The organism is Polaribacter sp. M10 (assembly GCF_054968445.1).
In genome coordinates, this window is sequence record NZ_JBSSBG010000002.1 from 215,411 (window position 1) to 229,045 (window position 13,635).

At 29.8% G+C, this 13,635-nt stretch carries 11 protein-coding genes and 1 tRNA gene; 4 read left to right on the forward strand and 8 right to left on the reverse strand.

From position 1 onward, the window contains the following. Positions 1-37 precede the first annotated feature (37 nt). Together ACWYN7_RS03735 and ACWYN7_RS03740 are read right to left on the reverse strand one after the other, a co-directional pair. Positions 38-649 carry a thioredoxin family protein gene (locus ACWYN7_RS03735; protein ID WP_462858508.1) on the reverse strand — a complete coding sequence of 204 codons (612 nt, stop codon included), beginning with the start codon at positions 647-649 and terminating at the stop codon, positions 38-40. 47 nt (positions 650-696) lie between these two features. After that, on the reverse strand, positions 697-1,641 hold the full coding sequence (locus tag ACWYN7_RS03740) for an NAD-dependent epimerase/dehydratase family protein (protein WP_462858509.1): 945 nt from the start codon (positions 1,639-1,641) through the stop codon (positions 697-699). Between the two features lie 179 nt (positions 1,642-1,820). On the opposite strand from ACWYN7_RS03740, the gene ACWYN7_RS03745 reads away from it, so the two are divergent. After that, positions 1,821-2,486, forward strand: a complete 666-nt coding sequence (locus tag ACWYN7_RS03745; protein WP_462858510.1) for a hypothetical protein — start codon at positions 1,821-1,823, stop codon at positions 2,484-2,486. Next, complete coding sequence (locus ACWYN7_RS03750; RefSeq protein ID WP_462858511.1) at positions 2,483-3,004, forward strand: nuclear transport factor 2 family protein; 522 nt, start codon at positions 2,483-2,485, stop codon at positions 3,002-3,004. Before ACWYN7_RS03745 ends, ACWYN7_RS03750 begins: the two co-directional genes overlap by 4 nt. Here the strand turns inward: ACWYN7_RS03750 and ACWYN7_RS03755 are convergent. The 5 genes from ACWYN7_RS03755 to ACWYN7_RS03775 form a co-directional block, all read right to left on the reverse strand. Further along, positions 3,001-3,471, reverse strand: a complete 471-nt coding sequence (locus ACWYN7_RS03755; protein ID WP_462858512.1) for a regulatory protein RecX — start codon at positions 3,469-3,471, stop codon at positions 3,001-3,003. The genes ACWYN7_RS03750 and ACWYN7_RS03755 overlap by 4 nt on opposite strands. A 79-nt stretch (positions 3,472-3,550) precedes the next feature. Next, entirely contained in the window at positions 3,551-7,036 is a 3,486-nt protein-coding gene (locus ACWYN7_RS03760; protein WP_462858513.1) for an efflux RND transporter permease subunit, read from the reverse strand. A 6-nt stretch (positions 7,037-7,042) separates the two neighbouring features. Further along, positions 7,043-8,218, reverse strand: coding sequence for an efflux RND transporter periplasmic adaptor subunit (locus ACWYN7_RS03765; RefSeq protein WP_462858514.1), 1,176 nt, complete (start codon positions 8,216-8,218; stop codon positions 7,043-7,045). Between the two features lie 11 nt (positions 8,219-8,229). Continuing rightward, positions 8,230-9,561, reverse strand: a complete 1,332-nt coding sequence (locus ACWYN7_RS03770; protein ID WP_462858515.1) for a TolC family protein — start codon at positions 9,559-9,561, stop codon at positions 8,230-8,232. Positions 9,562-9,566: 5 nt separating this feature from the next. Further along, on the reverse strand, positions 9,567-10,166 hold the full coding sequence (locus tag ACWYN7_RS03775) for a TetR/AcrR family transcriptional regulator (protein ID WP_462858516.1): 600 nt from the start codon (positions 10,164-10,166) through the stop codon (positions 9,567-9,569). 128 nt (positions 10,167-10,294) lie between these two features. Here ACWYN7_RS03775 and ACWYN7_RS03780 point away from each other — a divergent pair, with 128 nt between their 5' ends. Both ACWYN7_RS03780 and ACWYN7_RS03785 read left to right on the forward strand, forming a co-directional pair. Then, positions 10,295-11,266: a polyprenyl synthetase family protein gene (locus ACWYN7_RS03780; protein ID WP_462858517.1), complete on the forward strand. Its 972-nt coding sequence runs from the start codon at positions 10,295-10,297 to the stop codon at positions 11,264-11,266. Between the two features lie 62 nt (positions 11,267-11,328). Then, a tRNA-Ile gene (locus ACWYN7_RS03785) sits at positions 11,329-11,402 on the forward strand. A gap of 298 nt (positions 11,403-11,700) precedes the next feature. Here the strand turns inward: ACWYN7_RS03785 and ACWYN7_RS03790 are convergent. Continuing rightward, entirely contained in the window at positions 11,701-13,482 is a 1,782-nt protein-coding gene (locus ACWYN7_RS03790; RefSeq protein WP_462858518.1) for a chloride channel protein, read from the reverse strand. Positions 13,483-13,635 lie beyond the last annotated feature (153 nt).

A 13,635-nucleotide genomic window follows, 5' to 3' on the forward strand; every position in this document is an offset into this window, starting at 1 on the left:
GTTTCAGACTTGCGGTTTTTTTATCATTTTAAAGTATCTACACTTCTTTAAGTAAAGATTTTTGAATTAGTTTTATAAAATCTTCTTGTATGCTTTTGCCCTTGTCTTTGTTGTACCAAACTTGTAAATCTTGTTTAAACTGTGCGTCTACAACTCCATGTTTAGCTTTATAATCTGCTACCATTTTAGTTGCAACAGTTGGTCTTGGTCCCCAAGTATCTATTATATTATTATCGGTATCTAAAGAAATTAATTTAGGTATGGCTCTTCCTCCATTTGTTAAAAATAGATCCATTAATTCTAAATTTTCATCACGCAAAACTATTTTTAAGCGAATGTTTTTATTTAGTTCTGCCATTTTATGAATAACAGGTAAATTCTGTGCAGCATCTCCACACCAACCTTCTGTAATTAGCAACCATGTTTGGGGCTCTTTAATATCTTTAAGTAGGTTAGTCGTTTCTTCGTTAATTTTAATGGTTTTGTCTAAACGTTTCATTCTTTTATCGTTTAACAAACTATAATTTGTTAAATCTTTAGATTGATTTGGGCCTGTAGCTTTACCATTAGAAAGTAATGTGCTTACTAAATTTCTATATTCTTGGTAAGTATATGTGTTTGCTAAACTTTGTTCTATAATTGCTTTCATAAATTTAATGCTAAATACAAGGTGTTAGACGTAAATTTAGCACAAACTTACAGCTTCTTTATTTGGTCAATAATGACTTTTGTCATGGTTTTTAAATCGAACTTATGCTCCCAATTCCAGTCTTTTCTTGCAGCAGAATCGTCTATAGTAGAAGGCCAACTATCTGCAATTTGTTGTCTAAAATCGGGTTTATACGTAATCTTAAAATCTGGAATGTATTTTTTGATTTCTAAAGCAATTTCTTTTGGAGTAAAACTCATTGCAGCCAAATTGTAACCATTTCTAATTTTTATGTCTTCTGGATTTGCTTTCATAAGTGCAATGGTTGCGTTTACAGCATCATCCATATACATCATTGGTAAACGTGTATTTTCTGATAAAAAACACTCATATTTTTTATGTTCTATAGCTTTAAAATAAATATCTACAGCATAATCTGTTGTGCCTCCACCAGGTTTGGTTTTCCAAGAAATAATGCCAGGATAACGTAAACTTCTAACATCTACTCCATATTTGCTATGGTAATAATTACACCAAAATTCACCAGAAACTTTACTAATTCCGTAAACTGTAGAAGGTTCCATTACTGTTTTTTGAGGAGTATTTTCTTTTGGAGTTGTGGGGCCAAAAACAGCAATAGAACTTGGCCAATAAATTTGTTTTATGTGTTTTTCTTTGGCTAAATCTAATACTGCCAGTAAAGAGTTCATGTTTAAATTCCAAGCTTTTTGAGGATGCTGTTCTGCTGTAGCAGATAACATTGCTGCCAATAAATAAACCTGTGTAATTTTATATTTTTTTATCACAGTAAATATAGCTTCTTTGTTAGTAGCATCAATAATTTCAAAAGGCCCAGTTGCCATTATTTCATCACTAGCCATTCTAATATCTGAGGCAATTACATGATTATTACCATAGATAAGACGTAACTTTTGGGTAAGTTCTGTACCTATTTGTCCACTTGCTCCTAAAACTAGAATATTGCTTTCCATTGTTTAAAATTACAGTATTAATAAAAACAAAGGTAATTAATTTAGTTATTCGTAATTAAAATAGATGTAAACATTTTTTTGTTGATGATATTTAAATATTAAATTCTATAAATTTAAGTTTTTACTAAGAGACTAACCTTTAAAAAATGTTTATTTTTACAAAATCAATTTTCTATATTTTGAAATATTTCTACTTACTTACAATAGCAATCTTATTTTTTTCTTGTGATGATAAACCAGCAAAAAATAAGCAAGAAGATTCTAAAAAACCACTGTTAAGTGTTGTTCATGAATATTCTGATACGCAAAAAATTAAACCTGCTTATAGAAGTGAGATAGAAGAATGGAAAGAACTAAGAGTGATTGATAAATTCTTAGAAAGGTTTAAAAAAGCTTCTCCTCACGAAATTTTAAGTAATGCTATAGAATTAAAAGGTTTGGTTAAAAATTTAAAAGACAGCATAAAACCCACACTTTTTAATAAAGATCCTTCTTTTGATGCGCGCGTAAATATTTTTTACAATGAAACTTTAAGGCTTGCAGACATGACGTCTATACCCGCTATAAAAGCGGAAGAAGTTAATGTACAAACCGAAAAAACAATAGCAGCGTTTTCCTCAGTAAACGCTAAAATAAATACTATTTTGGCTAAGAAACGTTTTGAAGAAGCTATAGATGTAGATGGAATTTTTGTAGGATTAGATTCCACAAAAATGGATAGCGTGTCTAGAAAATCGGTAAATATAAATTTACGAGAGCAACATGAACAAAACAAAATAAGGCAAAGTAGTGAAAAGCTGAAAACGCCAAAAATAGACAAGAACTCTAAATTTAAAAGACAATGAGAAATAACTTAATTTTACTTTTTGTTATACTTGTTTTTGTTTCTTCTTGTAAAACATCAAAAAGTATTATCACTAAGGATGATAAAACTACTATTAAAACTGAAATTAATCAAATTTTAAACGATTGGCATTTGGCAGCTACAGATGCTAATTTTAACAATTATTTTGGTAAGATGGATAGTATTTCTGTTTTTATTGGTACAGATGCCTCAGAAAATTGGACTAAAAAACAGTTTGCCAATTTTAGTAAACCTTATTTTGATAAAGGCAAAGCCTGGGATTTTAAAACTTTAGAAAGAAATGTTTATGTAAGCGAGCAAGGTAATTTTGTTTGGTTTGATGAATTGTTAAACACGTGGATGGGAACTTGTAGAGGTTCTGGTGTATTAGAAAAAAAAGGGGATACTTGGCTAATTAAACATTATGTGCTTTCTGTGGCCATACCTAATGATGATGTACAAGCTGTAATTGCTGCAAAGAAAAAAAATGATAACCTTTTTTTAAAGAAGTATAATTAAGAAATTACTTCATTTACCACTTTATAAATTAACTCAGATTCAAAACCTTTTCGCATTAAAAAAGCGATGAGTTTTTGTTTTCTTTTATAGTGATTTGGTTCTGATATAACTTCGTTTCTGTTTTCTGTAATTCTGTAAATGGTTTCTATATATTCTTGTTCATCAATTTCTTTTAGCGCAGTTTTAATATTATAAGCAGAAATATCTTTAAATTTTAATTCTCTAATAATACGTTGTTTTCCCCAGTTTTTTATTCTGAATTTACCTCTTGCAAAACTTTTTGCAAAACGTTCTTCATTTAAAAAATTGTTTTGCATAAGGCTTAGTAAAATCATTTCTCTAGCCTCAGGAATCAAATTAAATTCCCGCATTTTTTGCTCTACTTCTTTATGGCATCTGTCTTGGTAAACGCAATAGTTTTCTAATTTTCGTTTTATTTCATCAACAGTAAAAACCTTTTTTAACATCTAACAAACTTACAAAAAGGGCTGAAATTATATAAATTTCAACCCTTTTTTATCATCAACCAAAAAATATTTTTGCTAATTAAGAAGCTATTGCATTCGATGTTGTTTTTCTTTTTAACCACATTTTAAATTGGGTAACTAAAAAGAATAAAATTGGTACAACAATTAAAGTTAAAAAGGTTGCAATTAACAATCCGTAAATTACGGTCCAAGCTAAAGGACCCCAGAAAACAACGTTATCACCTCCAAAATAAATATGAGGATTGTATTCTGTAAATAAAGTATAGAAGTTAATATTTAAACCAATTGCTAAAGGAATTAACCCTAAAATTGTAGTTATTGCTGTTAATAAAACCGGTCTTAAACGTGCTCTACCTGCTCTAACAATAGTTTCGAATAAATCGTTTTTTTCTAAATAATCATTTTCATCTAAACCTAATTCATGTTTCTTTCTATCGATTAATAATTGCGCATAATCTAATAATACAACTCCGTTATTTACAACAATACCTGCAAGTGATATTATCCCCATCATTGTCATCATAATTACAAAGGCACTACCAGAAATTACAATTCCACCAAAAACACCAATAAAGCTTAAGAAAATGGCTAACATTATAATACCAGGTTTTGTAATAGAGTTAAATTGGAAAATTAAAATGAAGAAAATTAAAGCCAAACCAGTAAAGAAAGCACCTACTAAAAATGCCATTTGTTTGTTTTGTTCTTCTATCTGACCAGTATAATCTATTTTAACGCCTTTAGGTAAATCTTTAAAGTTTTTCATTTCTGCTTGTATTTTGTTTACAACAGCAGCAGCATCAGTTTCTCCAGGAGCTAAAGCAGAATATACAGTTACAACTCTTTTAATGTCTTTATGCTTAATAGCACTAAAACTAGAATTATTACTTTGCGTAGCAACAGTAGAAACAGGAATTTCTTTTATTTGACCAGATGCCATATCTCTAAAAATGATATTCTGATTAAAAAGCGCACTTTTATTATATCTGTTTTCTTTATTAAAACGAACATAAATATCGTAATCTTCTCCATTTTCTTTGTAAACACCTGCTTTACTTCCAAAGATAGATGATCTTAATTGCTGACCAACTTGCCCAGAAGAAACCCCTAATTCACCTGCTTTTTTACGATCAACTAAAACCTCCATTCCAGGTTTGTCTTTGTTAACATCAATCTTTAATTCGTCTATACCAGCTATGCTTTTAGTATTGATAAAATCTCTCATTCTCTGAGCAGTTTGAATTAACTCAGCATAATCATCACCCTCAATTTCTATGTTAATTGGAGGGCCTACAGGAGGTCCGTTTACATCTTTTTCTAAAGAAATTAAAACTCCTGGATAAATACCAACCAAGCCTTTTTGTACTTTTTGACGCATTAACTCACTGTCTAAACCTCTTCTATATTTATACTCTCTCATAGAAGCAGTGATTTTACCTTTATGAGGCATTTCTGCTGCAGAACCACCATCAGTTTGTGGGTTTCCTGCTCCTTCACCAACTTGAGAGATTAAACTTTCTACCATAAAGTTATGATCTCCATCCATATATTCATCACTATATAGAATGTCTTCTACTTTCTTTTCAATCAGTTTCGTGATTTCATTTGTTTTTTGAATATCTGTACCTTCTGGATATTCGATATAAACAATAATTTGGTTGGGTTTGTTATCAGGAAAAAACTCAACTTTAGTTCTCTGTGTACGTAACGACCAACCAAATGCTATGAAAGAAGCAATTAGTAAAATAAAGGTTAATGCTACTAAAAAGTATGGTTTTTTACCAGACAAAGAGTTTCTTAATCTTCTTTCGTACCAACCTTCTAAAATTGGCAATATTTTATTTTGAAAGCTGTTAGACCATCCTCTTAAAACCAATCTATACACCCAAAGCATTATTGCTGTAAAAATCATTAACGCACCAAGAGCACTATATGCGCCACCAAATAATAAAATTATTATTCCAAAAGCAGTCATAATTCCTGTTAAAATAGCAATTTTTTGAATTGGCATATCTACATCTTCTACACTCATAAATTGAGAAACCAAAACAGAGTTAAAGAAAATAGCGACCAATAAAGATGATCCTAAAACTGTAGATAACGTTATTGGTAATAATACCATAAAATCTCCCATAATTCCTGGCCAAAGACCTAATGGAATAAAAGCGGCAACTGTTGTTGCTGTAGATATGATAATAGGAAAAGCAATTTCGCTAATTCCTTTTTTGGCAGCTTCAACTCTGTTCATGCCTTCTTCGTCCATTAAACGATAAACGTTTTCTACAACTACAATTCCATTATCCACTAGCATTCCTAGCCCCATGATTAATCCGAAAAGAATCATGGTATTCATAGTATAACCTAGCATGTTTAATATCATTAAAGACATAAACATAGACATTGGTATTGCAAAACCTACAAATACTGCATTTTTAAATCCTAAGAAAAACATTAAAACAGTTACCACTAAAATAACTCCAAAAATAATGTTGTTTACTAAATCGTCTACCTGACCAATGGTTTTGTCTGATTGATCGTTGGTGATGGTAACTTTTAAATCTTTAGGAAAATAGTTTTCTTTGGCCTCGTCTACAATTTCTTTAATTTGTTCTGAAGCAGCAACCATGTTTTCTCCTGCACGTTTTTTAACATCTAACATTACAACAGGTTCTCCTCTTTCTCTTGCAAAGGTTGTTCTGTCTTTGTCTTTAAAAGACACAGTTGCAACGTCTTTTAAATAAATAGGATTATTAAATTCTGACTTTATTACAAAATTTTCTAACGCAGCTGGCTCATCAATTTCACCAATAATTCTAACAGTTCTTCTCTGTTCGCTTGTAATAAAATTACCTGCAGACATGGTTACGTTTCCATTGCTAATGGCAGAAGTAATGTCGTTAAAACTAACTTTAGCAGCCATCATTTTATAAATATCTACTGCAACTTCTACTTCTTTTTCTTGAGCTCCACGAATGTCTGCTTGTTTAATTTCTGATAAATCTTCTATTTCGTCTTGTAAATATTCTGCAAACTCTTTTAATTTATAAATAGGATAATCACCAGAAATATTAATGTTAGAAATTGGCATTTCTTCAGACATGCTTAAATCGAACACATTTGGTTCTATTTTAGCCCCATTAAAAGTTGGCCAATCTTCACTAGAAGTTTCTGTAGAGATTTCGTCTTTAACTTTTTGTTTTGCAAGTTCTACAGAAATCTTTTCATCGAACTCAACAATAACAATAGAGTAATCTTCTTGCGATGTTGAGGTAACTTCTACAACGTTACTTACTGTTTTTACTTGATCTTCTATAGGATCTGTAATCAGTTTTTCTATATCTTCTGCTGTATTACCAGGATAAGCAGTGCTTATGTATATTTTAGTTTCTTTTACCTCTGGAAAATTTTCTCTTGCCATGGTTAAATACGCAGAAATACCATAGAAGAATAATACAGCCATTATTACATAAATGGTTGTTTTATTATGAATTGCCCAAGATGATAATTTAAACTCTTTATCTACTTGTTTTTTTTGTTCTGTCATCATTAATTATTTTATATTGATAACTTTTACAGTTTGCCCATTATTTACACTACGTGCACCTTCATCAATAATTTCTGTACCTACAGAAAGGTTTTCTAAAACTTCGATGTAATTTCCTTGTGTTTTTCCAGTTTTAATAATTACACGTTCTGCAACAGCTTCGTTATCTGCATTTTTACCTTTAATAGCATAAACAAATTGCTCTCCATTAGCATTTTCTGAGATAATACTTTGAGGAATTAAAATGGCTTTGTCTTGCGAGTAATCATTAATTTGAAGCTTAGCAGTTAAGTTTGGTTTTACATTTCCGCTTTTATTTGCAACAGGTACTTCTATTCTAAAAGATCTGTTATTTGGGTTGATAAAACTACCTACTTGTTTTACAGAACTTTCTATAGTTTCTCCTAAAACAGGAAAAGAAACTTTTACTTCTTTATTTTTAGTGATGCTAGCAATGTATCTTTCTGGTACTTCTGCTTCTACATACATGTTGTTAAGATTTACGATTCTAAAAATTTCTGAACCTGGTCCACCTACTAAAACTGTACCTGGTTCTTTTATTACATCATCTATAACACCAGAAAAAGGAGCTCGTACAGAGGCTTTAGACAATTGACTTTTAAGTTGTTTTAATGTATTCTCTTGAGCCTCGTAATTTGTCTTTGCTTGTAAAAACTGAATTTCTGAACCAATTTCTTGATCCCATAAACGTTTTTGACGCTCAAAAGTTGTTTTTGCTAAGGCTGTTGTTGCTTCTAATTGTGCAACTTGACTGCTTAAACCACCATCATCTATAGTCGCTAGTAATTGCCCTTTAACAACTCTTTGGCCTTCTTTAACCAAAATACTTTTTAAGATACCTGGCATTTCTGGGTATATTAAAATGTTTTGCTTTGTTTTTACATTACCTTGTAGTTCTAAATAGTGATTAAAAACTTCAGCTTTAGCTGTAATTGTAGTAATTAAAGGTAATTTTTTAACGGTATCTTTTTTAGAAATGGCTGCATTTATAGCTTCTAAATCTTTATTTATAGCTTCTAAATTTGCAGATATTTCTTTCTTTTTAGCGGTTAATTCTTTTAATGAACCTGAAGCCACTAAATCTGCTACAGAGGTTGTTTTCTTTTCTCCACATGAAAATAAAACAATGGTAATAACTAGTAATGAATATATTTTTCTCATTGTGTTGTTGATTATTTGATTGGTAAGTTTAATGCGTTTTCTAATGTTGCTTTTGTGGCAATGATGTTTAACATTGCTTGTACATAGTTGTTTTGCTGAGTGTATAATTGGTTTTGTGCCTGAAGTAGATCAAAACTAGTGGTAATACCTTCATCAAATTTTATTTGTTGTTTCTTTTCAATTCTTTCTGCAAGGTTTAAGTTTTTCTTTGCTGTTTCATAATTATCGATACTTAATTGATAATCGCTTTTTGCACTTTGAGCAGCCAAACTTAATCTCTGTTTGGTTTCTTCTAAACGAATGTCTGCAGTTTCTAGGTTAATTTTGGTTTGAGCAATTTTTGCTTTTCTACCAAAACTACTAAAAATGGGTACGTTTAAACTAACACCAAATAAAGAAGACTGAAACCATCTTTGTTCGCCTTTGAAAAAAGAAAATTCTTCAGAAAAAGCTTGTGTTCCGTAATTTACAAAAGCACTTAAACTTGGTAAATTTTTACTTTTTTCTAATTTCATAGTTAAACGTTTTGTTTCTCTATCATTTTCTGCAATTTTAAAATCGATATGATTTTCTAAAACAAAATCTTCTACTAACAACTTTAAATTTGTGTTGGCAAGTACTAAAGATTCTAAATTGTCTGTTAAAATTAGCTTAGTATTAATTGGGTTTCCCAAAGAAATGTTTAAAAGTTTGTATGCAATATCTCTTAACCTTTCTGTAGCTCTAATGTTATTTTCTATGTTACCTTTAATAATTTCGAACTGTTCTACATCTTCTTGTTCTGTTAAACCATTTTCGTAACCAACTTTTGCTTCTTTTAAAATTCTATTGTTAACCTCATTATTTCTTTTTAGAATTTCGATGCTTTTTTCGGCAACTAAAACATTACCATAAGCGTTTATAATAGCTTCTCTGGTTACTAATTCTGTTTTTTCTTTGGCTTGTTTAGAAATTTTTAGATAGGTTTTAGAGGCTTGTAAACCTACTAAATAAGAACCATCAAAAAGTAATTGACTCAGTGTTACAGAAGCATTTACATTTTGTTTTTGTACAAATATAAATTCTTCATTTACACCATCATTATCAAAATCTAATAAAGTAACAGGCAACTTTAAATATCTTTGATAATCTACAGCTCCGTTAATTTGTGGCAATCCAATTGTGGTGGTTTCCCAAACGGTTTCTTTTGCAACTTTAATATCGTTTTCAGCTGCTTTTGTGTTGTAGCTATTCTCAATAGCAAAATCTATTGCTTCTTTAAGAGATAGCTTTATTGTTTTTTCTTGCGCATTTGTAATTAAGAAAAAACAAGTAGTTAAAAATACCAGAATTGTTTTTTTCATTGGTTCTATTTCTGTTTAAGTTGATTTTCTAATTGTTCTAATCCTTTTTCTGTGCAAATACCTCTTAAATGATACTCTAAATAATAGTTCATTAAGGTGTTCATAGAGTAGTTATTTAATGGAAAAAGTTCTTTGTCTTTGATGGTTATCATTCCATTAAAATAAATTCTAGAGATAAATTCTACATCTAAATTTTTTCTGTATAACCCCTGTTCTATACCATCATTTAAATTTTGAATTACACAAACTTGCATAATTTCGAATTGTTTTTTTCTGATGGATGCAAAAATTTTTGGATAATATTTTTGTAATTGATATTGTGGAGATGATTTTTCGTCTTTTAAATTAGCCATGATAAATCTCTTAATATCAAAAACCTCTTCAATAGGATTCTTTTTTAAACTGCAAATCTGGTTAATACCACAACTTATATTGTTAAAAATATGTTCGGTTACAGAAGTTACAAGTGCAGTTTTGTTATTAAAATATTTATAAATAGTTTTTTTAGATACGCCAAGAGCACTGGCTATTTCATCCATAGTTACACTCTTAAAACCAAAGTTTAAAAAGAGTTCGTTAGATTTTTCTATTATTTTTTCTTTCATAATTCGCGTGCAAATATACACTTGGAAACTTTAGAAACAAAAAAAGTTTCCAAAGTTTTAATGATTTTTTAACATTCGAATGAAAAAGTGATATTTGTTTACATTATTTTTACAAAAAAAATACAGATTTGGACATTTTACATTATCAACAAGAATTTTTAGAATATTTAAAATCAAAAAATTGGATTCAAGAACCTAAAAACCTATACGAACCTGTAGATTATATTCTACAATTAGGAGGTAAACGAATTCGACCAGTTTTAACGCTAATGGCTGCTGATATTTTTTCATCAGATTATAAAAAAGCATTACCTGCAGCATTGTCTATAGAAGTTTTTCATAATTTTACTTTGGTGCATGATGATATTATGGATGATGCTCCTTTAAGAAGGGGAAAAGCAACTGTGCATGAAAAATGGGATATTAATACTGGGATTCTTTCTGGTGATGCCATGTTGATTTTAGCGTATCAGTATTTTGAAAATTACGAACCAATTGTTTTTCAGAAATTAGCCAAACTATTTAGCAAAACTGCATTAGAAGTTTGTGATGGGCAACAATTAGATGTAGATTTTGAAACCAGAAGCGATGTTACTATTGATGAATATATTAATATGATTCGTTTAAAAACATCGGTTTTAGTTGCTGCAGCTTTAAAAATGGGCGCAATTGTAGCAGAAACTGAAGATAAAAATGCTGACTTAATTTACGACTTTGGTTTAAATTTAGGGTTGGCTTTTCAGTTGCAAGATGATTATTTAGACACTTTCGGAGATCCAAAAACTTTTGGAAAACAAATTGGTGGAGATATTATTGAAAATAAAAAAACCTTTTTATATTTAAAGGCTTTAGAGGTAGCTAATGAAAAAGATCAACAAAAACTATCCTTTTTTTATAAGCAAAAATTAGAAGAGAATTCAATAAAAATAACTGAGGTAACCAGAATTTTTGAGTTGAATGATATACCAGAATTAATAAAAGAACAAATAGAAAATTATACAGTAAAAGCATTTGATACTTTATCTAAAATGGACATTTCTGAAGCCAATAAACAAAACTTAAAAGATTTTGGTTTATGGTTAATGAATAGAACTGTATAATTATTTTCATTTTTTTTGCAAATAATTTAAAATAAATAGTACATTTGCAAACCAAAATTATAGGTCCTATAGCTCAGTTGGTTAGAGCACCTGACTCATAATCAGGTGGTCCATGGTTCGAGTCCATGTGGGACCACAACAAAACAGCTTAAGTATTTGATTGTAAATCACTTAAGCTGTTTTTTGTTTTAAAATGTCAGTATTTGGTCAGCAATTAAAAAATTATTTACGGTTTTAATATTTTTAAATAATCTAAAAGTTCTTCTCTTTTTTAATAGACTCTATTTTCAATTCCATAAGAAGTTAGCACCTTTTTTCTGGTCTATTGTAGGCCTTCCTTAATTAGAACAGCTTAGTTTTCTATGATGCTTTCTAATTCAGTATTAAATTTTTCACTCATTTTTCATGAAAAATTATTTTTTTATAACTTCTTCTTAACCTGTAACCTCTACTAATTTGTTTCTGTAAGCTGTTAATAATTTCGATTTCGAAATAAACCCAACATAAGTATTGCCTTTAATTACGGGTAAATTCCAAGCGCCACTATCTTTAAACTTTTTCATCACTTTTTCTACAGAATCTGTATGATGAATAATTTCTGGAGCTGCTTTCATAAAGGTTTGCACAGTTGTTGTAGTGTACATTTCTTTATCGAACATTATGGGTCTAATATCGTCCATTAAAACAATTCCTAAAAATTGATTTTCTTTGTTTATCACCGGAAAAAGATTTCGTGCAGATTTTGCAACGGCTTTTTTTAGCATATCACCTAATAACATTTCTGGATATACCTTTTTAAAATTGGTTTCAATAAGGTCATCAATTTGCATCATCATCATTACATTTTTGTCTTTGTTGTGTGTAATGAGTTCTCCTCTTTGTGCTAATTTGTAGGTGTAAATTGAATTAGAGATAAAGTATTTCGTAAAGGCAAAAGAGATGGCTGCAACTAACATTAGTGGTACAAATAAATCGTAACCACCAGTAATTTCTGCAATTAAAAATATGGCTGTTAAGGGCGCATGTAAAACTCCAGCCATTAAGCCTGTCATACCAATTAAGGTAAAATTGGCTTCAGAAACTTGAAAACCTAAACCGATGTTGTTTATAATTTTAGCAAAGGCATTACCAAGTGCACTTCCCATAACCAAAGTAGGAATAAAAATTCCTCCAACTCCACCAGCTGCAAAAGTGGTACTCATGGCTATGGCCTTAAAAAAAGTAATAAGTAATAATAGAATTATAACAATCCAAATATTGCTTTCATCAAAAGAAAAAGGAGTGTTACCAATGGCTGCAATATGATTTCCTTTTAAAAGATTATTGATTAATCCATAACCCTCACCATATAAAGAAGGCATTAAAAATAAAATAAAACCAATAATTATACTTCCAATAATTAATCTTTTAAAACGATTTTCAAATTGATAAAAAAACTTTCTAATTAGAAAATAAATTTTAGAAAAATACACAGAAATAATACCTGTAAAAATTCCGAAAATGGCATAAAAACCTATTTCGTTTATATCAAATTCATCATTTAGTTCAAAACCCAATAAAACATCAGAACCTAAAAATAGGTAAGAAGTAACAATTGCAGAAACAGAAGCTAATAACAATGGTACCAAAGAAACAAAAGCAATATCTAAACTAAAAACCTCTAAAGCAAAAACAATACCTGCAATTGGAGCTTTAAACATAGAAGACATGGCACCAGCTGTTGCACAACCAATTAATAGCATTCTGGTTTTTGTGTTCATATGAAACAGCCTAGAGGTATAAGAAGCCAAAGCTGTACCTGCACTAACAGCAGGGCCTTGTAAACCTACAGAACCCCCAAAACCAACCGTAATTGGTGCTGTTAATAAAGAGGCATAAATATTATATTTTGGTATAATTCCTTTTCTTTTAGAAATGGCATAGAGGGTTGTAGAAATTCCATGGCCAATATGTTTTTTAAGCCAAGTTTTTTTAATGATGGCAACAATTAACAAACCTATAATCGGAAAAATAAAATACAATGAACTTTTATAACTTTTTAAATAATCTACAGATAAAAGCAGTTGAATGTAGTGTGTTAAGTTTTTTAAAGTTACAGTACCTAAACCAGCCAAAAAGCCGACTAAAATACTTAAAAGGTAAACAAATCTGCGTTCAGAGATATTTTTATATCTCCAAAGTAAAATTCGTTTTAGGTATTTGTTTTTGGTTGGCATTTTTGGTAGAACTAAATGATCTTTAATTCACATACAAAATTACGGATATTTAATTTTGATTTTATGAGAAAAGACAGGTTTTAAGATAGTTTTTTTTGATACGATTTTTGATAATAATTTAAACTTTATGCACTTAATGTCTATTTGTAATCT